This is a genomic window from Microbulbifer zhoushanensis (assembly GCF_021729055.1).
Classification (GTDB): domain Bacteria; phylum Pseudomonadota; class Gammaproteobacteria; order Pseudomonadales; family Cellvibrionaceae; genus Microbulbifer; species Microbulbifer zhoushanensis.
Map to the genome: position 1 here is coordinate 727,200 of NZ_JAJSAO010000001.1, position 24,526 is coordinate 751,725.

General features: G+C 60.3%; 17 protein-coding genes. 7 read left to right on the forward strand and 10 right to left on the reverse strand.

Annotated elements, in window-relative coordinates:
* Positions 1-49: 49 nt before the first annotated feature.
* Entirely contained in the window at positions 50-1,975 is a 1,926-nt protein-coding gene (locus tag LVD10_RS03175) for a glycoside hydrolase family 3 protein (protein WP_232942982.1), read from the reverse strand.
* A gap of 374 nt (positions 1,976-2,349) precedes the next feature.
* Here LVD10_RS03175 and LVD10_RS03180 point away from each other — a divergent pair, with 374 nt between their 5' ends.
* Positions 2,350-2,577, forward strand: a complete 228-nt coding sequence (locus LVD10_RS03180) for a hypothetical protein (protein WP_232942983.1) — start codon at positions 2,350-2,352, stop codon at positions 2,575-2,577.
* A 7-nt stretch (positions 2,578-2,584) separates the two neighbouring features.
* Here the strand turns inward: LVD10_RS03180 and LVD10_RS03185 are convergent, their stop codons facing one another.
* The 8 genes from LVD10_RS03185 to LVD10_RS03220 all read right to left on the reverse strand — a co-directional run bounded on the left by LVD10_RS03185 (position 2,585) and on the right by LVD10_RS03220 (position 12,137).
* Positions 2,585-3,034, reverse strand: a complete 450-nt coding sequence (locus LVD10_RS03185) for a potassium channel family protein (protein ID WP_232942984.1) — start codon at positions 3,032-3,034, stop codon at positions 2,585-2,587.
* Between the two features lie 16 nt (positions 3,035-3,050).
* The gene (locus LVD10_RS03190) at positions 3,051-4,571 is read right to left on the reverse strand and encodes an efflux transporter outer membrane subunit (protein WP_237061803.1); all 1,521 of its coding nucleotides are present in this window, start codon (positions 4,569-4,571) and stop codon (positions 3,051-3,053) included.
* The gene (locus LVD10_RS03195; RefSeq protein ID WP_237061804.1) at positions 4,546-5,670 is read right to left on the reverse strand and encodes an HlyD family secretion protein; all 1,125 of its coding nucleotides are present in this window, start codon (positions 5,668-5,670) and stop codon (positions 4,546-4,548) included. Before LVD10_RS03195 ends, LVD10_RS03190 begins: the two co-directional genes overlap by 26 nt.
* 3 nt (positions 5,671-5,673) lie before the next feature.
* Complete coding sequence (locus LVD10_RS03200) at positions 5,674-5,886, reverse strand: DUF1656 domain-containing protein (RefSeq protein WP_233005639.1); 213 nt, start codon at positions 5,884-5,886, stop codon at positions 5,674-5,676.
* A 50-nt stretch (positions 5,887-5,936) separates the two neighbouring features.
* Positions 5,937-8,126, reverse strand: a complete 2,190-nt coding sequence (locus LVD10_RS03205; protein WP_237061805.1) for an FUSC family protein — start codon at positions 8,124-8,126, stop codon at positions 5,937-5,939.
* A gap of 25 nt (positions 8,127-8,151) precedes the next feature.
* A complete protein-coding gene (locus tag LVD10_RS03210) occupies positions 8,152-9,387 on the reverse strand; it encodes a cation:proton antiporter (RefSeq protein WP_237061806.1) in 1,236 nt (411 codons plus the stop codon).
* An 810-nt stretch (positions 9,388-10,197) separates the two neighbouring features.
* Positions 10,198-11,481: a Y-family DNA polymerase gene (locus tag LVD10_RS03215; protein ID WP_237061807.1), complete on the reverse strand. Its 1,284-nt coding sequence runs from the start codon at positions 11,479-11,481 to the stop codon at positions 10,198-10,200.
* A complete protein-coding gene (locus tag LVD10_RS03220) occupies positions 11,478-12,137 on the reverse strand; it encodes a LexA family protein (RefSeq protein WP_233005643.1) in 660 nt (219 codons plus the stop codon). Before LVD10_RS03220 ends, LVD10_RS03215 begins: the two co-directional genes overlap by 4 nt.
* Before the next feature lie 436 nt (positions 12,138-12,573).
* Here LVD10_RS03220 and LVD10_RS03225 point away from each other — a divergent pair, with 436 nt between their 5' ends.
* Both LVD10_RS03225 and LVD10_RS03230 read left to right on the forward strand, forming a co-directional pair.
* A complete protein-coding gene (locus LVD10_RS03225; protein ID WP_233005644.1) occupies positions 12,574-13,749 on the forward strand; it encodes an efflux RND transporter periplasmic adaptor subunit in 1,176 nt (391 codons plus the stop codon).
* 12 nt (positions 13,750-13,761) lie between these two features.
* Positions 13,762-16,902, forward strand: coding sequence for an efflux RND transporter permease subunit (locus LVD10_RS03230; protein ID WP_237061808.1), 3,141 nt, complete (start codon positions 13,762-13,764; stop codon positions 16,900-16,902).
* A gap of 266 nt (positions 16,903-17,168) precedes the next feature.
* On the opposite strand, the gene LVD10_RS03235 is transcribed toward LVD10_RS03230, so the two are convergent.
* A complete protein-coding gene (locus LVD10_RS03235; RefSeq protein WP_233005646.1) occupies positions 17,169-17,663 on the reverse strand; it encodes a MarR family winged helix-turn-helix transcriptional regulator in 495 nt (164 codons plus the stop codon).
* A gap of 89 nt (positions 17,664-17,752) precedes the next feature.
* On the opposite strand from LVD10_RS03235, the gene LVD10_RS03240 reads away from it, so the two are divergent.
* The 4 genes from LVD10_RS03240 (at position 17,753) to LVD10_RS03255 (ending at position 24,380) form a co-directional block, all read left to right on the forward strand.
* A complete protein-coding gene (locus LVD10_RS03240) occupies positions 17,753-18,799 on the forward strand; it encodes a catalase family peroxidase (protein WP_237061809.1) in 1,047 nt (348 codons plus the stop codon).
* Positions 18,796-19,356 carry a cytochrome b gene (locus tag LVD10_RS03245; protein WP_237061810.1) on the forward strand — a complete coding sequence of 187 codons (561 nt, stop codon included), beginning with the start codon at positions 18,796-18,798 and terminating at the stop codon, positions 19,354-19,356. The genes LVD10_RS03240 and LVD10_RS03245 overlap by 4 nt, the downstream gene beginning before the upstream one ends.
* Before the next feature lie 625 nt (positions 19,357-19,981).
* On the forward strand, positions 19,982-21,247 hold the full coding sequence (locus LVD10_RS03250; protein WP_237061811.1) for a tyrosine-type recombinase/integrase: 1,266 nt from the start codon (positions 19,982-19,984) through the stop codon (positions 21,245-21,247).
* Between the two features lie 667 nt (positions 21,248-21,914).
* Entirely contained in the window at positions 21,915-24,380 is a 2,466-nt protein-coding gene (locus tag LVD10_RS03255) for a DUF3987 domain-containing protein (RefSeq protein WP_237061812.1), read from the forward strand.
* Positions 24,381-24,526: the final 146 nt, after the last annotated feature.

Sequence of the window (24,526 nt, forward strand, 5' to 3'; positions counted from 1 at the left end):
GGCGCAGCACCGGCGAGCCGGGTAATTGCGCCGCATTCCATCCGCTATATCAGGTACCGGGGTTACCCGGGGAGCCGGCCGGCAAGGGCGATTCCACTGGCAATACCGTCACCGGTACCGCACCAGCGGGCAGGGTTTTCCGGGTCAGCGCCTCGGCCAGGGCCATATAAATCGGCCCATGTAGCCGGTTGTCATTGTCGATAAACGCCTTGTAGTCAAAGCTGGCGATATGGATATCCGCCAGTTCACGGAAGCCCGCGGCCTCGTACGGCGAGCGCATGCTGACAAACACGGTCTTGCATTGCCGCGCCCGTGCGCGTTCCAGTGTCTTGCGATACTCGCGGTACAGTGCGTGCACCGGCAGGCGCGCGCGGCGCAGTCCCGGCAAGTCTTCCATACCACCCCATTCCACCGCACTCTCGCCGGGAACAATGCTGGCGACAATCACCAGGTCGGCGGGTTGGTCCTCGATCCGCGCCGCTGCTTCCTGCGGTGGCACTATCTCGATCCGGGCACGGGTGACCGCCTCCAGCGAAAGGCGGAAAGCCTGGCCCACCTCCTCCGATGGGGCGACAACCTGGATGGTCTGCACCCCCTGGTCGATCACCGGCAGCGTCCCGGCCTCGACCGGGTAAATGGCGCTGAGCGCCGCACCGGCCAGCTCACGGGCAATTGTCCGGTGCCCCGGGCTGGCCATTACCTGTCGCGCCGCGGCGACTTTCTCCCGCTCCCCCGCACCAATCCAGTCGCGATCGATCACACGCTGCTTGAGGGCGGCAATGCGGTCGATCGAAGCATCAATTTCCGCCAGGGACAGCTCGCCCCGCTCCACTGCCGCCACCACGTCGGTGATCAGCTGGTCCAGCTTTTCCAGGTCCTCAGGGAAACGCACCTTGATCGGCATCAGGGCAATATCCGCACCGGCGGCGAAAGTGCGCACCACCGCCTCTTCCGGGGTGAAGTAGTGGCTGATACCGGCCATATGCAGGGAATCGGTAATGATGAGCCCCTGATAATCGTATTCGTCCCGAAGAATTCCGGTGAGGATTTTCCGTGACAGGGTGGCGGGCACGACGATTTCCTCACCGCTTTTCGCAACCAGAGTGCTGTCATCCAGTGCCGGGTACTGGATATGCGCGGTCATGGTCAGTGCCGGCGCAGCGGCGCCGATCACATGCCGGAATGGCAGCAGGTCCGTGGCCCGTGCCTGCTGCCGGCTGCGCTCAACCCGCGGCAGCCCGGTGTGGCTGTCGACCGAGGTATCACCGTGGCCGGGAAAATGCTTCAGGGTTGCGGCAATACCGCCCTGCTGGAAAGCCTGCACGCTGGCAGTCCCCAGCTCCGCCACCACCTGTGGATCCTCGGAATAGGAACGGACATTGATCACCGGGTTATCCGGGTTGCTGTTCACATCCACCGTGGGGGCAAAATTGACATTGAACCCCAGTACCTTCAGCTGCTCTGCCATGGCCAGGGCGGTCTGGCGCGCGAACACATCACCGTGCTTCGGGTAGGTGGCACCGATGGCCATATTGCCGGCAAATGCCGCACTCTCATTGCGGGGCAGGCGATTCACGCGCCCCCCTTCCTGGTCTATCCCCAGCAGCAGCGGCCAGCCGGTAGCAGATTCAAGTGCCGCCCGTTGCAATGCGTGATTCAGCCGCACCATCTGGCCACTGTCCCGCAGGTTATCGGCAAACAGGATCACCCCCCCCAGGCTGTTGCGGGCAATCAAGTCCCCCAATTCCGGCGGCAGCTCGGTGACCGGTTGCCGGCAGTTCTCCCGCATGCCATCTCCGCGGTTGGTCGTCCCACAGTAATAACGCAGGTCCAGCATGATCTTCTGGGCAATTTTCTGCCGCAGGTCCAGGTCCGATACGGCTGCCACCTCAGTGTCGTCGCACGCGGAAAGTGAGAACAAGGCGGCCAGCAGGGCCGCGGGCCGGGCAATTCTGGACAGGCTGGGAATCTTCATCGCGGGAGATAATCCATTATTTTGCGGCTTTCTGGATGGAATATTTTATTCTGCCGAAGATCTTTCCCGTTCACAAGGAAAAACCGCGCAGCGTCGGGCCGCTGTCCGCCCGGCTCGGGGGCACGCATCGACATTTCCAGCGGATACCGACACAGACAGCCGGGAAATGACAAAAGTCCCTCATCAGGGCAGCCCCTGAGGCGGCGATTTCTACATTCGGCAAGCTTATCCCACCCCGGGGCGGCCCGCGGCGATGAAACGCACAGGATTGTTTACGCTTAATTCAACATATGGCTGGTAAACGGTTCACAAAGTGAACCACCTGGCCGGATACGGATGCCTGCATTCTGGTCCATGGGATCATGGAGGCAAGCGTGTCATCGAGCAGCTGGAATGAAATCATCGACAAGCCGACCTTTCTCGGCTCGCTGTTCCTGCTGATGGCGGTCACCCTGCCCCTGGTGATCTTCCCCGAGGCTGGTGCGGCCTGGGTGGCGACGGCCAAGGCCTTTGTCACCGACAAGCCGCACAAGGAGGCGGGGGCGGGGCCACAGCCACCCATCCAGGCTGTAACCAGCGCGGTGCGCTTATCCAGTCGTTAATTCCAGCTTATTCAGGGTCGCGAGGGGAGCCCAGTGAATCCTTCGTATACAGGCGCTGGACCACCATGATCACGATTGCCGTGGTCCAGCCGAAAATGATGATGCCACTGGCTGCCTGCAATGATGAGAGCAGGCGCCACTCTTCCCCCAGCACAATATCGCCGTATCCCAGGGTGGTGAATGAAACCATCGAAAAATACATGGCCGGTTCCAGTTCCCGGAACGCTCCCAGCATGCGGTAGGCGGTGGCCCAGATCCAGACCTCGAATGTCGAGGTCAGGAACATCAGCAGCACAGTGAGTGAGACCACCGCGGGGCGGCCGGGCACCAGAACCGGATGCCCCGGGCGCAACTGGTTGAGGGCGCGAGTCCAGTGAATGGCAATTATCATGGCAACCGCGTGAACCATGGTTGTCAGGATGATTAGTACCGATGCGATCAGGATCACCTTGAGCATTACTTTCCCGCCTTCCCTATTGCAGCACCTTCTTCCACTTACCGGTACGATCGAGCATCTCATCCCGGACCGGCACCGGCAGCAGCTGCTTAACGCTGCGGCTCTCACGTACCTCCCAGCCGCCGCCCAGTGATCGGTATACCTGCACCAGGTTGGCAGCCACTGCACCCCGGGCCCGGGCGAGCAGGTCCTGCTGCTGTGCGTCAGCGGTCAGGGTACTGATCACCGTGTTGAAACCGACCAGCCCGTTGGTGTACTGGGCGGACGACAGTGCCACCGAGCGGCTCGACGCCGCCGCGGCGCGGCGATAGCTTTCCAACTGTTCGTGGGATTTCAGGTACGCCACAATCGCATTCTCCACGTCAGCCTGGGCCTGCAGCACGGCCTGGCGGTAGTCCTCCAACAATTGCTGGAAGCGCGCATCCTGCAAGCGAACATTGCTACGCAGCCGGCCGTAATTAAACAGGTTCCACTGGAAGCCCCCGAACAGGTTCCAGGCTTCACTTTCCCCCTCGAACAGCCTACCGGCTTCCATCGCGCGCGAGCCGATCGAGCCACCGATGGAAAAGGCCGGGTACAGCTCAGCCTCGGCGACACCAATCTGCGGTCCCTGTGCCGCCAGGCGTCGCTCCGCCGCCCTCACATCCGGCCGCTGGCGCAACAGGTCCTGGGGCATACCGATGGCAATCTGTGCTGGGACAACCGGAATCGCGCCCGGCATCCCCGCCAGTGATGTGGCTGCCGTGGGCGGCATTCCCAGCAGCACCGCCAGCGTGTTCTTCAATTGCTGCAGCGTGGTTTCCAGGCTGGGTACAGCCGCGCGGGTGTTATACAACAGCGCCTCGGCCTGCTCGGCATCGAGCGCACTGACCTCCCCGGCCTCGAACTTCGCCCGGGCGATACGCAGGCTTTCTTCCTGCAGGTCGATATTATTCCTGGCCACCTTCAGCCGTGCCTGCGTGGTTCGGATCGCCACATACGTCTGGGCAACCTGGGCTACCAGCGAAACCAGGACACCGTCGTAATCGGCCACACTGGCGCCAAGGTCGGCGCTGGCGGACTCCACCTGGCGTCGGAATCGCCCCCACATATCCAGCTCCCAGCTGAGATTGAAGCCAATATCGTATTCCTCGATGATCAGCTCGCTCTCCTTGGTACGCGAGACAGAACCGGCCAATTCCTGCAGCTGCGGGTACTGGTTACCGACGGCAATAGCCAGTTGCTGCTGTGCCTGCATTACCCTCAAGGCAGCCGAGCGAAGAGTGAGATTCCGGTCCAGCGATATAGCCACCAGCTGGTCCAGAACCGGGTCGCTGAATGCATGCTCCCACCAGAGCGGATCGACTGGCTGGCCGCTGTCCAGGCGTGCACTGCGCTCTTTACTCCAGCTGTCCTCGAGCGGCACCGGCGGGGGCCGATAGTCCGGCCCAAGGGTGCAGCCCGCTAGGCAACAGACCAGTACCAGTAGGGTCCACGGGCTCTCAAGCGCCCGCACGGCCTGTGGCAAGGACCTACTTTCCAGAGGATACCGGTCCATTCTCTTCCCGGGCGGCGGTGCCGCTTTTCACCATCACCGAACCGGTGATTCCAACCCGCAGCTCGACATCGTCGGGCACATTGTCCAACACGATTTTCACCGGCACGCGCTGCGCCAGGCGAATCCAGTCGAAGGTCGGGCTCACCGCAGGCAACAGTTCGTTGCCGGTGCTGCCATCCTGCTGTGAAATCCCGCGGCTGATACTGTCTACCCGCCCCGCCAGTGGCCGGTCCGGATATGCCATCAGGGTAACGACGGCACGATCTCCCGGCGCAATCCGTGCAATGCTGGTTTCCTTGAAATAACCCTCTACCCAGAAGCTGCCGGCGTCGACAATTGCCAGGGCGGCCTTATTGGCGACAGCCTGGCTCCCATCGCGCAGCCTCAGGTTGGTAATGTAACCATCCACTGGCGCAGTTACCCGGCTAAACTCCAGGTTGAGTTCCGCCTGCCGGACGGCCGCTCGCGCAGCCCGGATACTGGCATTTGCCTCACCGACAGTACCCAGCCGTGCACGGGCCTCTTCCAGGTCAGCACGGGCCCCGTCGAGCGAAGCCCGCGCCTGTGCCAGTTTCGCCTCTGCCCCCTTTCGCTTTTCCCGCGCAATGGCGTGTTCCGCCTGCGCGCGCTCTAGCGATTTTCGTGACGTGGCGCGCTGCGGCAACAATTGTCGTTGCCGCTGGAGTTCGGCACGGCTCTTCTCGATCTCGGCATCAATTTCCTTTATAGCGCTCTCAGCCTGCCAGACAGCAGCCTCGGCCGCCTCAACCTGCGCCGCCGCAACCTGTACCTGCTGCTCGGTGGCCAGGTAGCTATCACCGGTTTTGTCGTATTCTGCGCGGGCACGCGCCAGTTCCGTCTCAAAGGGGCGCGGGTCAATCTGGAACAGGAGCGCGCCACGCTGCACATACTGGTTATCACTCACCGGTACATCCACTACCTGCCCGGTCACGTTAGGCGTCACCTGAATAACCCAGGCTCGCACCTGGCCGTTTCGGGTCCATGGGTTTTCGAGAAACTTCCATACGGCCAGGAGTGCTACCACCATTGCAAGCAGCAGGACCAGCCCGGAAAACAGGTAATTTCTCGCGGCATTCATGTTTCAGATGCCAATAAAAAAAATGCCGAACAGCAGGGTGTATATGATCACCATGCCAATCAGGACCAGTGGGGGACTGGCAAAATACCGGGAGAGTCGATAATGATCGAATGCTCGTGCCGTCATCGTGGCCGCCCCGAACCCCAGGACAGCGGCAAGCAGCAGGGGGGGCAGGTAAATCCCTCCCAGGGATATTTCATGAGGTATTGGCAACATCGTGTATATCACTCCGTGAGTTGCTGTGCCCTGGCAATTGCTGTTCCTTGCTAGAAAAAACGCGGTTCACTCCATTTTCGCCAGTCAATCCCGCGCAGCTGCTCGGTGAGGGAGGCCAGTAGCTCACTGACACTCCGGGACACCCCCAGCAGTAATAGTGCCCCTTCCAGCTGACGCCCGTCCGGCTGACTACCGGCAGGCGCCCCTGTCGCGCCATGGTACTGGCGCAGCAGGTTTTCGATTTCCCGCAGTTGTGCACCTTCCCGTGCGCTGGAATTGGCGGGGGCTGGACGCTCCCCCTTCCGGGTAACAGCCGCCAATCGCTCCAGCGCATCAGCCGCGGCCCCCTGCCAGGATTCCAGTGCCGCCCCTGTAGCGTTTTTGCCCGCAACATCGCCGGCGTGCAGGCGCGCCTCCACGAGCGCATTGATACGCGCGGCCAGTGCCTCGCACCGGGCAACCACAGCCCGCAAGTTAGCCTCACTATCCCCTGGCAGGTAGCGCCGCTCAATAACCCCCGCTAACAGGGAGAGTCTGGCAGGAATCCGGGCGACCAGGTTGCGGTGATAGCGGCTGCGCCAACCGGTGGGTCGGCCCGTGAGGAGCCACGCGCAGCTGCACATAAACTGCCCGAGTTGGCGCTGGAACATGCGCTCAGGGCGTGGCGAGAAGGGTATATAGGCAGCAAAGGACAGTAGTATCAGCAGGAGGGTGACAACAACCAGCATGTTGGCGACAGCGCTGAAGCTGTAAACCTGTGAGTTGCTGATACCCATCACGGACACGAAAAATGCCAGCGCTATGGACCGCCCGGCAGCCCTGCGGGGACCGGAAAACAGCAGGCAGAGGGCGAATGTCACGCCGAAGATCAATGGTCCCAGCGACCAGAAAGTTGATAAGTGCGGCAGCACCAGCAGGTAGATGGCCCCGGAACAGAGAATGGCCACCAACACTGGCAGGAATATTTTGCGCGGTGCAACAAAGGGCATTGCCGCCAGTGCAATCGACAGTGAAGCGGCCAGGGAGAGGATCAGTGGCCCTGCCGGCAGGCCGTCAACGTACAGGTAACCCAGGTAAGCCAGCCAGATGGTGAATATTACCCGGGCAACCCCGCCGAGCCGGTCTGGATCGGGCATCAGGTTCCCCAACATCCTCGACGCCGCACCCGTGTCGGCCACGGCCGGGAATTTACTACCGCGACTCTTAGCTTCATTACTAATCGCGCATGCGGCCTGGGCTACGCTATCCACCTGCTCGGAAACCCGCTGCAACAGCCTCCTGAGGACGGCGACTACAGCCGAATCCAGTAACCGGGAATCGGGAATGCGCGCCGCCTCGACAGCTATTTTGCCGTATTCTTGTGGCTCGCCGGGCTGCATTTCTCCGACGGGCCCCGTCAGCGCCTGCAAGCGCCTTTCAACTCCGGAGCAGTAACTGTCGATACCGGGTAGCAGTTCCCGCAACAGTCTGTCATCCACCTGGTAGAGACTTTCGCTCAGCCGCTCCAGTAACTCGGTCAGCTCTGTCGACGATGCCAGCAGCTGTTGCCATTCGCGGCGTCTCTCGTGGACCAAGTGGCTGTCTGCAATGGCCGCATCCAGCAACGGACTGACCGCCGACTGCGCGTGGACAAGGTCGCTGCGCGCGTTCACCAGTGCCGTTGTTCGCCCGGCGCCGGCAAGCACTGCCCGGCACTCCTGAAAAAGCGCCAGCTGGGCAGACTGTAACCGCTCGAAAGCCTCCCGGAGATCCCCTCTGCTGTTGCGTGGCCATATCAGCAGGGCCACCAGGGAGTACACCAGGATACCCAGTCCCGTCTGCTGGGTACGCAGCATCGCGATTTCAAAGGCGCCGCTGTGACTGGTGGCTGCGTTGACGCAGATGATCACACTGACCCAGCCGCCAATTTGCCAGAAGTAGGAGTCTTTTGCCCCCAGCGAGAGATAAGTGCACACTCCCAGCCACGATGACAGTGCAGCCATAAACAGCCACCGGTCCTGGGGAAAATGCGCCACTATCACCAGCGCGGCCACCACAGCCATCAGCGTGCCCAGCATTCGTAATGCTGCCTTATTGAGCGACATACCGAGCGACGACTGGCTCACCACTGCCACCGCGAGTCCCGCCCACGCCGCCTTACCCCAGTCGAGGCTGAGGGTAATGCCATAGACTGACACCATCGCCAGGGCGGTCTTTATTGATTCGCGAGTAGCGACGCTCAGTGGGGGCAATTTCAGCATCAAGGTAAGTCCTCCCCTGCCCCGCTCACCGTTCGTGATGGTCGGTTTCACTGCGCGCGAGCCGGCTGGGCTCACCGGCGGCCAGCCGGCGGACAAAGGAGTTGGCGGTGAGGCCGTGGGCAATGACGCTCAGCAGGATCGTACACACCACTGTCACTGCGATCGTCCCTCCGCCGGGCAGCCTCTCATTCAGTACAATTACGCCGAAGACAATGCTCGCTAGCCCGCGCGGGCCGAACCAGCCTATGAACAGCTTTTCCGACGTCGAGGAACCGACGCCAGCAAGGCACAGGAAAACCGGCAACATGCGCACCACCGTCAGGCTCAGGACTGCATACCAGAACACCTGCCAGGAGAGCAGGTGAAGATAATTCCCGACCACCCCAGCCCCAAAGGCGACCCAGGTCAGGAGGGCCAGGGTATCCCCGGTCTCCTCCGCGGCCGTCAGGAGCGGTTCTTTCTCTGCCCGGGCCAGCCAGCCGAACAGCAACCCGCCGGAAAATGCTGCGATGAAGCCGCTGCCACCAAGCCACTGCGCGGCGGAAAAACATCCCAACGCCATGGCCAGTACCGGGACCTGGCCCCAGGTCTCTGTGACCCAGCCACGCCCTGACGCAGCCCGGAGGAGGTGCGCCATCAAAAGCGTCAATCCCAGCCCCACCAGCAACCCCAGGCCCAGCTCTTTCAGCACGAGCATCAGCCCCAGTCCTTTGGAGGCCTCCGGTGTCACCGCGCCAGAGGCCAGTGCCAGGAATACAAACAATATCGGGACGCAAATACCATCATTGAGCCCGCTCTCCGCACTGAGCCCCTGGCGGATATAGGGAGGTACCGCGGTATTGGTCACTACCGCTTTGCCCAGCGCAGCGTCCGTCGGTGCCAGCATCGTCGCCAGTACCGCCACTTCGAACAGGCTCAGCCCGTCGAACAGGAAAGCACCCACGACAACACCCAGCACAATGGTCAGGGGCAGGCCCACAAGTAGCAGGCGCCGCGGCACCCTGATCGTCTGCCGCAGCACGCCCAGGTCCGCGTTGGCGGCATCGGTGAACAGCACCAGGGCCAGGGTCAGCTCCGCCAGCGTACGCATCCCCCCGGAGTCAACATTGAGATCCAGCAATCCCAGGCCCTGGGCCCCCATCAGGAACCCGAACAGGGTGTATACCAGGGCACCGTTGATCGGTGTCCGGTCCGCACGACCGCCGATGACGCTGTAGAGAAATACAAACAGCGCCAGGATACAGACATTCTGGTAATTCATGGGTAACCCAAACCTTGTGGCGCGTTCCAGCCATTGCCCACCCACGGCAGCGCAGGGACCTGGAAGCTGCCCTTAGTCTAGATGACACTATCGCCCTACCCGCCTGCCCACTGAGCATGCAGGCAAACCGAACGCCATCGGATCGGGCGGTGTCAGCGCTGTATAGGGCCACTGTGCTGGCGGGCTTGGGCGGCTGGGGCTTTGCCATACCATGGAATGTACCATCCGCCCTGAAGTGCCCCTGGTATGGCCGCTAGGGTGTTTATTGCACTACCTTTCAGCCGGGAGTACGCGGCAGGCCGCCGCGCCCCGGCGAACTGCGGACAAACGACATGAGTAGAAGCCGGGCATTCAATGCGGGCCAGCAGATCGTGTTAGCGGCAACTAACAGCCCGCCCATCTAAATCAGCGCCATTACCGGAAAGCATTATGGATCAGTGTGTCATTTGCGGAAGGGAAGCCGAAGTAACCGAAGGCTACTACTATAAAGTCACCTGCAGCACCTGCTTTGGCGGCAAGCCGTACGGCGTGGCGGGCGACTTGTGGAGGAGTGGCATTCCCATCGATGGCACAAGGGCGGAGGAAGTGCTCTCTGAGAAGTTTGCACAGGGACAGGACTTGCCAGTACTTGACTGGGATGGCACGGAATATCTTTAGCCTGTTTCCTGAACCTGGCCAGTCAAAGCCAGCTCGGGACGGTGATCACGCCCACATGTCTCTCAATGTGCGAGAGGACTCGGTTACTCTCCCACCTCCTGCATATTCCCAACAACGCCGCCCCCGCATCGCCCACCTTCCGGTAACTGCCTGCTATCCCGTCCGCGCCACCGGCAGCTGCCGGAAGTCAGTGGTATATGCCGGTGACAGGTGTTCGCGTTTCATTTGCCATTCGTCCGACAGCCGGGCACTGGCGAGCACCGCCCCGCCCCGCCCGAACCGGCGGTTGATTTCCGACAGGCAAGCCGACAGGCGTTCATTGTCGTCGTCGCCGGCATTGCCGAACAGGTCGTCCTGTTGTTCCTGCGCCGGTTCCAGAGCCGAAAAACTGACCGAAGCGCGGCGATAGTCGCGCCCGGCTACATATATCTCCTCCAGGCAGCCCCTGGCGGCAGACGTGAGCGCCCTGCTGTCTTTCGTTGCCGGGCGGAATTCCGCCTGCCCCGACACATGCCGCCACTCCTGCCCGGCAGCCCGGGTCTGGACCGACACGGTGAGCCGGCCGGTGACGCCATCCTGGGCGGCAAGCTTCTCTCCCGCCAGCTGCACATGGTTGGCCACCGCCGCCATTACATCGTCAAACGACACGAGCAAACGGCCGAACATACGCCCGGAGACGATCTCGTTTTTCGCCTGCGCCAGCGGCGCCAGTTCAATACAGGGAATCCCCTGCAGTTCCCGCACGGTGCGCTCCAGCGTTACCCCAAATGCCTTGCGGATAGTGGGGACATGGGACGACGCCAGGTCCCAGGCGGTGTGGATGTCCAGCGTTGCCAGCCGCTTTGCCAGCCGGCGGCCGACGCCCCACACTTCGCCTGCCGGCATCTGCCTGAGCAGCTGCTGGCGGTGGTACTCGGAACCGATGTGCAGGACACCCCCGGGGACACCCAGGGTCTTGGCGAAATGGTTGGCCGCCTTCGCCAGGGTACGGGTGGGGGCAATCCCCGCGCAGCAGGGCATGGATGTCCACCGGTGTACCGACGTCACCAGTTGCTGGCAATGTGTCGCCAGCCCCTCGCCGAAACCGGCAAAGTGCAGGAAGCTCTCATCGATACTGTACTGCTCTACATCCGGGCAGAACTGTTCCAGCGACGCCACGAAGCGGGTGGACATATCGTGGTAGAGCTCGTAGTTGCTGCTGCGCACCACAACACCGCGGTCGCGGAACAGCTGGCGCACCTCGAACACCGGCACGCCCATTTTCACCCCCATCGCCTTGACCTCGCCACTACGGGCGATCACGCAGCCATCGTTGTTGGAAAACACCACCACCGGCCGGTGGCGGATGCGGGGGTCGAAGGCGCGCTCCGAGGACACATAGAAGTTATTGACGTCCACCAGGGCGACCTGGTCGGGCTGCTGGTCCCAGCGCTTCACGGTTTCCCCCTGTGCCGGGTGAGGCTGGCAATCACCACCCCGTCCAGGTCGAACTGCGGCGAGCGCGCCAGGACAATATCCGGGTAGTCCCCGTGGCCCGCCAACAGCCGGGGCGGGTTGCCCCGGTATTGCTTGACCAGGAAGCCCTCTTCGGACCCGGCGATGACAATGTCACCATCGTGCAACTCGCAGCTGCGATCCACCACCAGCAGGCTGCCGTGGTGAATACCAAAGCCGGTCATGGAATGCCCCTCGGCCCGCACCAGGTAACTGGCGTGGGGCCGCCGGATCAGCCAGTCGTGGATACTGCCGGGCGCGGGGCCGGGATCGGGCCGCCGCCGGTAAAGGGCGATGGTGGCCGCGATCACGACCCCCGTCCCCTCCCCTGTTTCCGCGCCTGCCGGCGGCCACTGCAGCGGCTCCGCATCGGCGCCGACCCATACCCGGTCGCCCGCCACCGGCTGCAGGGACCGGTCCAGCACAAGGTGCACCCGGCCATGCCCGCCCAGGGGAACCAGCTGGCAACTGGCGCGGCTGGGCCACAGCCAGTCATCCAGCACCAGAGGCCGGGCGGCATAGGCTGCCGCCGGTGACGGGAAGCCGGCGGACACGGCGACTGGCAATAACGGGACAGGGTTAGAAAATACTGTACACATATCCAGTATTTTCGGCAGGCAGCCCCAGCAGGTCAAGCACCGCGGTGCCGACAGGACTGACCGGCAGTCCGGCGCCACGCCAGTCGCTCCCGGTATCCGCGCGCCTGCACTTGGCACCCCATGCCAACATGGTGAACCATCGGCTTCCGGGGGCCGGGCACTGGCTATTGCACCGGCCCTTCTGGCGCTAAATTAAACATACTGCTGCGCCTCTTTTCCGGTCGATCAATAAAATCTGTAACCGGCTGCATCCAAACTACTCCCCCATCCCGTCAATAGAATCGTTGGCAACAGGAATTCATCGCTCGACCGGCTCAACCCGGCTTCGCACCTGTAGCCGCTCTTGGGGTTTCGTGATCTTATCGCACACGGTCCATACCAACTCACACCAACTGACGCCGGCAAGGATTTCGGCGAATCTGGCGAGATGAGACAAATGAAGAAGAAAGTTTTGAAAGCTGCCGCACCAGTAATGGTGCTGGCGCTGGGGTTCGGGGTAGTACAATTCATGTCCGCCGCCAAGCCGGCACCGGAAAAGAAAGAGGAAGAGCAGCGCCCGGTATCGCTGCTGTTCAGCGAGGCCCGGGAGGAATCGGTACACCTCGCGGTGAGCACCCAGGGGGAAGTGCGGGCGCACACTGAGATCGACCTGACACCACAGGTTTCCGGCCGCATTATTGCCATCTCGGAAAACTTTGCCGAGGGCGCCGGCTTTGAGTCCGGCGAGACCCTGATCCAGCTTGATGATGCCGACTATCGCCTGGCGGTGGCCCGTGCCGAAACCGGCGTAAGACAGGCCGAGGTCCTGCTGATGCAGGCGAAAGCCGCTGCCGACATCAAGCGCAAGCAATGGGAATCCATCAATCCCAACAAAAAGCCCACCCCACTGCAGGTTAACCAGCCCCAGGTAGCGGAAGCCGAGGCCAGGTTACGTTCCGCCAGGGCAGAGCTCACCGATGCGAAACTGAACCTGGCACGCACCCGCATCAAGCTGCCCTTCCGTGGCCGGGTGATCAGCCGCGATATCGGCGTGGGCCAGTATGTCACTGCCAGCATGCCCCTGGGCCGGGTATTTGCCACCGACCGCGTTGAGGTGCGCCTGCCACTCACCGATGCACAACTACAGGAACTGGAGCTGCCCATGGGCTTTGTCGCCAGCAACGACAACCCGGGCCCGCAGGTAACCCTGTCAGCCCAGGTGGGCCGGCAACAGCGCCAGTGGCAGGGACACATCGTCCGCACCCAGGCTGCGGTGGACCAGCAGACACGTCTGATCTATGCCGTGGCCGAAGTGAAAGATCCCTATGGGGCGGGCGCCAGTGACGGCGTCCCGCTCGCTGTCGGGCTGTTTGTCACTGCCGAGACAGAGAGCGTGCAGGAGCGCCGCGCCACGGTGCTCCCCCGGGAGGCCCTGCGCAATGCCGACAAAGTCTACGTGATCGACGAAGAGGATCGCCTGGATATCCGCACGGTGGAAGTCCTGTCCACTTCTGAAAGCCGGGTCGTGGTCGCCTCTGGCGTCGCTGATGGCGAGCGGGTGGTGACCTCCACCGTCGCCAATGTGGTGGACGGCATGGCCGTACAGCCCATTACCCAGTTGGCCCGCAAGTAACGGAGTGCGCGCATGAACAAATTGATTGAATGGTGGGCCCGCAACAGTGTCGCCGCCAACCTGGCCATGGTGGGTATCTTCGTCGCCGGCATTATCGGCTTCGGCCTGATGGAACGGGAGATGGACCCGCAGGTGCGCTTCCCGGGCCTGGAAATTCGCGTCGCCTGGCCCGGCGCCGCCCCCGAGGAAGTGGAAGAGCAGATCGTCGCCCGGATCGAGGAGGCGGTCAGCGACCTCGATAATATCGAGTGGGTCCGCTCAACCTCGTCCGAGGGCTTCGGTGAAGTCTACATCCTCGCAGAGACCTCAGTGGACTTCAGCCGGTTTATGAACGACGTGAAGATCCGCGTGGACAGCATCTCGTCCTTTCCCCGGGACATAGAACCGCCGCAGGTCCACCAGTGGGTGAATCGCCAGGAATATATCCGTGTGGCGGTACACGGTGACCTGGGCGAGCGTGAACTGAAACGACTGGCGGAGCAACTGCGGCGCGAGGCCGCTACCCTGCCTGCAATTTCCGTGGTGGAGCTGTTCGGCACCCGCATGGAGGAAGTCTCCATCGAGGTCAGTGAACTGGACCTGCGCCGCTACGGCATTACTTTCCAGGAAGTGGCCGATGCCATCCGTGCCAGCTCCATCAACCAGTCCGCCGGCACCGTGCGCACCGAGGTAGGCGCCTACCAGCTGAAGGTACGTAACCAGGCCGACACCGAACAGGAGTTTGCCAATATTATCGTGCGCCAGACGGCGGACGGCGGCACCATTCGCGTGGGCGATGTGGCCACAGTGGTGGACGGCTTCGAGGACAACGAAATCCTCGCCACCCTCAACGGCGAGCCCGCGGTATTGCTGCAGGTGATGAGCACCGAGACCATGGACATCATCACCGCATCACAGTCCATTCGCAAATGGATTGCCGAGCGGCAGGAAACCATGCCGGCGGGCGCCAAGCTTACTCTCTGGACCGATAACGCCGAGGACTTCAAGGGTCGCCTGGATACCATTGGCTCATCCGCCTTCCAGGGCCTGTTACTGGTATTACTGGTACTGGTGTTCAGCCTGCGCCCGAAGGTGGCCTTCTGGGTGGCCATTGGTATTGCCACCGCTTATGCCGGTGCCTTCGTGCTACTGCCGAGCGTGGGTGTGTCCCTGAACATGCTGTCCACCTTTGCCTTCCTGCTGGTGCTGGGGATCGTGGTGGACGATGCCATCGTGGTGGGTGAGAGTATCCATACCCAGTCCCACAATGTTGACTACCGGCATCCCGATGCCGGGCTCAAGGCTTCGGTGCTCGGCACACAACTGGTCGCCAAGCCTGTGGTCTTTGCCGTGGTCACCACTGTCCTGGCATTCCTGCCGTGGCTGTTTATCAGTGGCTCCACCAGCGATTTCACCCGCCATATCACCTGGGTGGTGATCCTGGCGCTGCTGTTCTCCCTGATCGAGTCCCTGTTTATCCTGCCGGCGCACCTGCGCCAGCTGAAGCCACGCACCGAGATGGGCCGCTTCGGGCGCCTGCAGAAAGGTATTGCCGACCGCATCGTTTACTTTGCACAGAACCACTACCGCCGTATCGGCCAGTGGGCGGTGGACCGCCGCTACCTGACCCTGAGCATTTTTATCGCAGTGCTGATGATTGGCTTCGGCATGTTCGGCAGTGGCTGGGTGAAGAAGAGCTTTATGCCCGAGATCGAGTCCGACGAAGTCATTGTCAACGTTGTGATGCCCGAGGGCGCGCCCTATAGCCGCGCACTCGAAGTGCTGGCCCAGCTGCAGGACGCGGAAAAGCGCCTCGTGGAGGAGGTCAACCAGCGCACCGACGGCCAGGGCGTATTGATCGAGAACTGGTATACCCGCTCCCGCCGGGACAGCGTACTGGCCATCGTCAAGCTGGCACCGCCGGAAGTGCGCGAGATGTCCGCCAAGGATGCGGCGCTGCGCCTGCGGGAACTGCTGGGCGAGATTCCGGATGCCAAGGAAGTCTCGGTACAGTATTCCATGGGTAACAACGGGCCCGGCTTCGAGCTTTCCATCCGCCACCCGGACCTGGAGGTGTTGCGCGCGGCCACGGCCGAACTGGAAGGCCAGCTGCGCAGCTATGAAAGCCTCTACGATGTGCGCAACAACCTGGAGGGCGCATCGGAGGAGATCCGCATCGACCTGCAGCCCGGCGCTGCCAAGCTTGGCCTGACCCTGGCAGACGTCAACCGCCAGGTGCGCCAGGCCTACTTCGGTGAGGAAGTGCAGCGCCTGCCCCGCGCCGGCCAGGACGTGAAAGTAATGGTGCGCTACCCGCTGGAATCCCGCCGCTCCATCGAGAGCCTCAAGGACTTCCGCGTGCGCACCGCCGATGGCCGAGAAGTGCCCCTGCTGGCGGTGGCAGAACTGGAATACGCACCGGGCATCAAGCGCATCCAGCGCTGGAACGGCAACCGCGCCGCGCGCGTGATGGCGGACCTTAAGGACGATGTGCGCGGCGAGATCATGAAGGACCTGAACGAGAACTTCTTCCCCGCCTGGGAAAAGCGCTACCCGGGTATCATCCGCGGTGCCGTGGGCCAGGCAGAGGGCGAGAAGCGCTTTATCCAGGAAGTGCTGGGCCTGTACACCATGGCCTTCTTCGCCATGTACAGCCTGCTGGCAGTGGCCTTCCGCAGCTACTCCCAGCCGATCCTGATCCTGGTTGCCATTCCGTTTGCTTTTGTCGGCGCCATCTTCGGGCACGCCGTTACCGGCATGACCATGGCGATCTTCAGCTACTTCGGTATCGCTGCTGCCGCGGGTGTGGTGGTCAACGACAACCTGGTGCTGATGGATCACAGCAACCGGCTGCGTGACCAGGGCATGCATCCACTCAAGGCCATCGTGGAAGCCGGTGTGGCCCGCTTCCGCCCCATCCTGCTGACCACCGTCACCACCATTGTCGGCCTGATGCCAATGATGATGGAACGCAGCATCCAGGCGGCATTCCTGCAGCCGATCGTGGTGGCACTGGCATTCGGGGTATTTGTGGCCTTCTTCGTGACACTGCTGCTGGTACCGGCGCTCTATGGGGTCGGCGTGGATATTGGTGCGGCAACCGGTCGTGCCAGGGACAGGGTGAAGTCCCTGCTGGCAGGCCCGAACCACAGCGCCGATACCGCCAGCGACTGAGCCAACATCACTGGAGCGCGACCAGACGCGGTTTCCACTTGAAACTTCACTGAATGAACAGGCCCGGCAATATGCCGGGCCTGTTCATTCAGGAGCCAGTCCTGCCAGGCGGCAACCCTGCAGTATGCCGGACCCGACTCTCCCGGCAGTACTGACACGGGCATCTTTACCGGCTGGCACTGCCGACACACCCTCCTATAGTGCGAATGCCACTGCCATCCGGCGCAGCCCCCCTCGCCCACGACCAACCTGATCACGGCTATGGCTCACTCATTACCGGCCGCCGACCGGGCCAGGTACAGGCGCAGCAACTTGATTAGGCCTGACTTCTCTGTATCCGTAAGGACTGACAGGAGCCTGTCCTGGGTCGCAACGTGGTCAACAATCGCCTTTCTAATCACCGCCCGCCCCCGGGTGGTTAATTTTACCTGCCTGCTGCGCCTGTCCCCGGGGCTCACCACCCGCTCAATAAAGCCTCCCCTCTCCAGGGAGTCCAGGCGGCTCGTCATCGAGCCGGAAGTCACCAGCATCTGGTCAAGCAACTGCGAGGGGGTGAGCGTGTACGGCGGTCCGCTGCGCAATAACGTGGCGAGGACATCGAAGCCGGCGTCAGTCAATCCGTGACGGCGAAATGTCGCCGACATTGCCTGCGTCATCTGTTTATTGACCAGCTGTAAACGGCCGATCAGGGCCATCGACGAAGTGTCCAGCCCGGGCATTTCTGCCGCCCAAAGCTCCTGAATGCGGTCCAGGTTATCCATACCGGTATCGCCCTACTATCTTGAACTCAAGGCAATCATGCATTATCTTGAATTCAAGGTAAAATCCGGAACTCGAGGTATCCCAGGCAATGAACACGGAAAACCCGCCTTTCCTGGTTGCACGATATGCATTGATCATCGCGATTGTCGGCGGACTGGCCGCGCTGCTGACCTTCGCCGCAGGCGGTCTGGGAGGGACCGGTGTCACGGCACAGGAATTCGTCGACCTGCAACAGGGCGGCACTGTGCATGCGGGGTTTCGCCGGGCACACGCCAAGGGCTTTTGTGTGGCCGGTGAATTCGTTTCCAGCGGGGCTCTGGAACCCCACACAACCGCGACGCTCTTCGCCAGCCAAACCACGCCCTTTGTGGGGCGGCTCTCCATCGCCGGCAGCAACCCGACCGCGCCCGACCTGAAGGCCCCGGTAAGAAGCCTGGCCCTGAGTTTCGCTGTGGGTGAGCGTGAGGCCTGGCGCACAGCAATGAATACCCCACCGGTGATGGCGGTTCGCACACCGGAAGACTTTTTCCTGCAGCTCTCGGCACTGGCACCTGACCGGGAAACTGGCAAGCGCGACCCGGGCAAGATCAGCCGTTTTTTCGACGAGCACCCTGAAAGCAAGGCCTTCACCGACTGGGCCTCGAACTACCAGCCCACTGGCAGCCTGGCCACGGAGAAGTACCACAGCATCAATGCGTTCTATCTCGTTAATTCGGGTGGAAAGCGGCAGGCAGTCCGCTGGCAAGCGCGACCGGTCGCCCGGGAAACAGGCATCCGCCCGGCCCCGGGCAGGGACGCGCTGCACCGGGAGTTCTTCCGCAGGCTCGGGCAGGGCCCGGTAAAATTTGACCTGGTATTTACCCTCGCCGCCCCGGAAGATGACGCGGATGACCCCACCCGGCCATGGCCGCAATCCCGCCGACAGCTGGTGGCTGGCCAGCTTGTCATTAATAGCGCGACACCCCAGGCGGGCGGCGCCTGCGAGGGAATCAGCTTTGATCCCCTGGTTCTTCCGCACGGTATGGAACCGACCCGGGACCCCATCCTGCGCGCCCGCTCCGCAGCCTACGCCGAGTCATATCGCCGCCGCGCAAGGGAACACTGGTTGGGCCGTGCCGGGGAGGCTGGAGAATGAAACCGGATAATACTGTGGCAACTTACAGCTTCACCGTGCGCATCATCCACTGGGGGATGGCCGTTCTGCTGCTCTCGCTCTTGTTGGCCGGGCTTACCATGGTCCGCAGCCTCGAGCCCTGGCAACCCGCATTGCTGGGATTGCACAAATCCCTCGGGACCATTGCTTTCATTGCGGTCATCACCAGGCTCTCTGCGCGCCTGGACAGCGCCAGCCCTGGACTGCCACAGGCGATGCACCCGCTGCAGCGTGCAGCAGCCAGGTCCAGCCACTTGCTGTTATATGTGCTTATGATCGCCCTGCCATTGTCCGGTTACCTGATGCAAAGCGCCGCGGGCCGCCCTATTCACGTTTTCGACTGGTTGACCATTCCCACCGCCTTTCCGGTAAACCAGGAGCTTTACGGTTTGTTCCGCGAAACCCACTTTGCGCTCGCAGCAAGCCTTGCGGTATTGGTTCTCATACATATCGGGGCCGCGCTTCACCACGGCCTGGTCCGGCGTGATGGGGTATTGCAGAGCATAACCCTGCCGAAGGGCAAACTGGATAAGGCATAAAACAAGGGACAGGAGCGGGACTGAGACCGAATTAAAGAAGAGCCCTTTTCTCCCCACAGCACGGTTAAACAAAAAAATCCGGCGTTTGCCGGGCTTTCATTCTGTGCCTCAAAGAGCGTCAAGCGGGTATCACCCTGACGGGATTAGCTTCGCTTCGCTCGCTGGTCTCCGGCAGCTCCGCTGCCTCCGGCTCGAACGGGGGTTCTCATCCAAATCCCCCTCGTCGCGGTAAACAAAAATCCCGGAGTAGGCGGAAAACCAGATCGGAGTAAAAATACGGGAGGGATGGACTCAAAACACGCTGAGCGTGTTTTGACCCTGCGGGCTCGGCGGGACGCCTCGGTCCCAACTCGCGTACGCGAGCTGGTCGAACCGCGAGGGTTCTCACCCTCCCCGCAACGCGGTTAAACAAAAAAGCCCGGCGTTTGCCGGGCTTTTTTGTTTAATGGCGGTGAGGGAGTCCGCCTCCTTCGAACCTTAACTGGTCTCAACCAATCTATAAACACCATAATAATCAAATAGTTAAGAATATTCTTTGTCTCTACCCGCCTTAGCCAATATACTCCGATCTAGCTCTTTTTGTGGGGCAGTATGTTGGGTATAAAACAAGGCTAGCAAGAAAATAATGCCAAAGCGTGCGCGAGAACTATCAGCAGTCGAAGTTCGCCGTCTAACAAGCTCAGGGCTCCATTCAGTAGGCGGGGTGGCGGGCCTTCACCTTCAGGTACAGCCGAGTGGAGCCAGGAGCTGGATCCTGCGGGTCACCATAGGTTGCAAACGAAGAGATATAGGTCTCGGTGCTTTCCCTGAGGTGTCGCTCGCAGCAGCTAGAGAAAATGCACGAAATATGCGAGAGGCGATCAGGAGCGGGCGCGATCCAGTGAAGGAGCGAGCAGAAGCCCGCCAGCGATTGATCGAAGCTCAGGCGAAGCCGACCACTTTTCGTGAAGCTGCTATTGCCTGTCACGCCGTAAAAGTCCACGAGTTCAGAAATGACAAGCACGGTAAGCAATGGCTACGAACTCTGGAGAACCACGTTTTCACAGCAATAGGTGAGCGACCAGTTGCAGATGTAGGTCATGACGAGTTAGTTGCTGTTCTGTCACCGATCTGGATTGAGAAAACCGAAACTGCAAATCGCGTTCGGCAGCGGATAGAGAACGTGTTCGATTATGCAATCGCTGCCAACCTGCGGCAAACAGGGAACCCTGCACGGGTTAAGTTACTGAAGCCCCTCCTCCCTAGATCAGATAGGCTCAAAAAGAAGAAAGGAAAAGATCATCATCCGGCGCTCCCTCCTGAAGATATGCCCAGGTTCATAGAAGCAATAGATAAACAAAAAGGGTTGGCCGCGCGGGCCTTAAAGTTTGCAATACTTACGGCCGCACGACCTTCAGAAGTCGTAGGCTCTAAGGTCGATAAGAAGCCGCCTGCCCGGTGGCCAGAGATCAACCTTAAGAAAGCGCTATGGGAAATTCCCGAGGGCCGGATGAAAGCCGGTAATAGCCATAAAATCCCACTTTCTACGCCAGCTCAAGAACTGCTAGCTGACCTCCCCCGAGGAAGGGAAATCATATTCCCGGGAGCACGGGGTGACTTCATGAGTAATGCTGCGATGGGAGCGGTAATACGTCGCGCCCATGAGGCGGATATTGCTAAAGGTGGAACCGGCTTTATAGATCCCAAGCTGCAGCGCATAGCCACTCCTCATGGATTCCGAAGCACATTTAAAGACTGGTGCCTACAAGGCGGGCGCTTCCCAGATCACTGGTCAGAACTAGCACTAGCGCACGTCAATGATGACAAAACAAGGGCGGCATATGCTAGAGGTGAGCTCGTCGATGAAAGGCGTAAAATGATGGAGGAGTGGGCAAAGTTCATCCTCAGTTAAAATCCTAGGGGCTGCTGAAGCTACCCTCCCCTCTCCACTAGCTGTGCCGACTCCGCTTTCGGGCGAGTCGCCTGTGTGCCGCCTTCACAACCAAATAGGCACCATTTAGGCAATGACTGCCTAGCAGGTTTCTCCTTTTTTCTTTTCATTTAAGTGCAAAGTTCTGCCATTGCCAACTTCTCCAGCACTTAATAAAACCCCGTATTACCACGTCCTAATGTATCTCCCGGTGTGGCACACCATCTCAAATCGCCTGGAAAATCACCGCGTTTACACGGCAGATCTCTCTCGCTCATAGTTTTCACTCGAACCTGAAGCAACCTAGATAGGTATTGAGTAATGGAAACAGAAACAGCTTTCACCTTCCCCCAAGACCCTGACGCCTTCGTTCGCGCTGCCGACTGTGCTCGCTTTCTGGGTATTGGCCTAAGCACATGGTGGGCATGGGTAGGGTCAGGAAAAGTCCGGCGGCCCAATAAACTTGGGCCGCAGACTTCTGTATGGAAGGCTGGCTATGTGCGCGACCTCCAGGCGACCTTGACTGCTTCGAGTAGCTAACGCGCCACTCCGTTGGCGCGGAGGCGTTCATAGTTGTAGAAGTGGCCGAAAGCAGCCCTCTTCAGCCCCTACTCCCTTCGAATCTAAGCACTACAAAGATGCAATAATCGTGAGCACAAAACCACTAACCAGAGACACTAAAAAATTACTTCCTAGTGCGCTTAACTATGCAGCGCTGGGATTTCCTGTTTTGCCTCTTCACTCTATTAAGTCAGACGGCAACTGCACGTGCAATAAGGCACCCTGCCACAGTAAGCCGGGAAAGCATCCACTGACGAAAAACGGCATCAAGGATGCAACCACAGATCCAGAGAAAATTAGATCCTGGTGGTACGCACGGCCAGAGGCCAACATTGGGCTTCTGCCGGATGCACTTATCGTAGATGTAGATGATCCGACTGGCTTCCATAAGCTGCTGGAGAAACACTCTGCGAACATGCCTGACTGCCCCACTGCTAAAACGGGGAAAGGTTTCCATTTGTATTTTGCCAATCCACAGGGCGAGCGAATAAAGGCCGCCACGGCGGTGTGCGGCTGTTTTGACATCCGCGGAAATACCGCATGCGTAGTAGCCCCCCCTAGCCTTCACGTATCGGGAGTAGAGTACGAATGGATTAATCCCCTCACGAGCCAACTCCCTGAGCCTCCTGAGTGGCTGCTAGACGAAATAGCTCTTCATCGGGATAGGAGGAGGAACCTCTCCACCCCTTACATCTCCGATCTACCTTCTCGCAAACCCGTGGGGGCCGGCACCACTAGCTACGGGCGTACCGTGCTACAAAATGCACATCTTGCCGTGCTTAGCGCCGAAGAGGGAACTCGCAATGACACGCTTAACCTAGAGGCTTATAAAATCGGTGGTTTTATCGCCGGGGGTGAAATAGACGAGCAAGATGGCATAAACGCACTTAGCGCCGCTGCGGCTGGCGCGGGCCTGGGAGCCGACGAGGCAAAGAAGACATTGGAAGGCGCTGTTGTCGAGGGTCGCAAGAGACCACTAAGCGCAAAAGGTGCTGCAAACAGCTTTCTAGGAAGCGCAGTCTCAAAAGTGGCGAAAATAGCAGAGGTAGCAATATCAGAGACGGATTGGCCGGAGCCACAGCCCATCATCGGCATTCATGAAAGTGAGCCCTACCCTGAGGATGCCCTACCTCCGCGTATCCGAAACGCCGTACACGAAGTCCAGAGCTTCACACAAGCGCCCTTCCCTCTTGTTGCAGCAACGGCACTGGGCGCGGTTTCAATTACCACTCAGCACTTGGCTGACGTTAAGCGCGATCAAAAGCTTATGGGGCCTACGAGCCTCTTTCTGCTGACAATAGCCGACTCCGGCGAGCGAAAATCGACCTGCGAGGGATACTTCACCAAGCCAATCGCTGAGTACCAGAGAGAGCAGCTGAAAATACTGGGCCCAGAGATAAAGCGATACAGAGCAGAGCATGCAGCATGGGAGGCCAAGAAAGCGGGGCTGTTAGCAGCGATTAAGAATCATGGTAAGAACGGACAATCTTCCGAAAAGGAAGAGAGAAAGCTAGATGAGCTAGAGCGATGTGAGCCACAAGCTCCAAGGGTGCCGCGCCTGCTACTGGGAGACCGCACACAAGAGAGCCTTATTCGCACCTTGGCTTCAGAGTACCCCTCTGGAGGAATATCGAGCAGTGAGGGAGGAGCGATCTTAGGATCTCACTCTATGGGTAATGACAGTGTAATGCGCACATTGTCGACCCTAAATGTCCTCTGGGATGGTGGCGCCCTAGACGTCGGCCGGGTCGGCACTGGAAGTCTCACCATGGAAGGGGTTCGATTGACTATTTCCCTGCAAGTACAGGAAGAAACCTTAAAGAATTTTATTAGTCGGTCTGGCCCACTAGCTCGCGGTAGCGGTTTTTGGGCACGCTTTCTAATGGCTCGCCCCCTCTCAACACAGGGCACCCGGCTATACAGGGAACCCCCGAAAGATACGCCGGCGCTAGAGCAGTTCATTCAGCGAATGAGGGAAATCCAAGAAATACCAGCACCGTTAACCCCAAAGGGGACCCTAGAGCCGGCGCTCTTGTCCTTCACGCCAGAGGCTAAATTACTATGGGTAGACTTCTACAATGCGATCGAGAGGGAGCTTGGTGAGGGGGCCAGCCTTGCGAGTATAAAAGACGCAGCCAGCAAGGCCGCAGACAATGCGGCGAGGCTGGCAGCACTTTTCCACGTATTCGAACACGGCAGTACAGGCGCAATAGGGACTGAGGCTATCGCCGGCGCGTGTCGCTTAGCAGCCTGGCACTTGAATGAAGCCCGTCGGTTCTTTAACGAGGTAGATATGCCTCAGTCGCTCATAGATGCCGCAGCCCTAGAAAAATGGCTAATTGATAGGTGCAGGGAAGGCGGCGAGAGTACAGTGCCTAAGAATGATATTGCTCAGCGGGGCCCTAACTCAATACGCAAAAAGACAAAGCTAGATCCCGCGCTCCAGGAATTGACGGCATTAGGCCGCCTCAGACTGGAGAGCGACGGTCGTAGATGTGTGATCCGATTGAACCCCGCACTGCTAGAGGCACGTAATGCTGGCAAAGTTGATTAAGGGACGTGGACACCATTGGTCAAGTGCTACTGCTATTTCGGCTATTCATGCTATCACGCAGCTACGTAATACCAGAGGAAATAGCAACAATAGCGACTATAGCAGTAGCAACCCTCCGAATCGAATAGCGCCACCTTTCAGCGCCC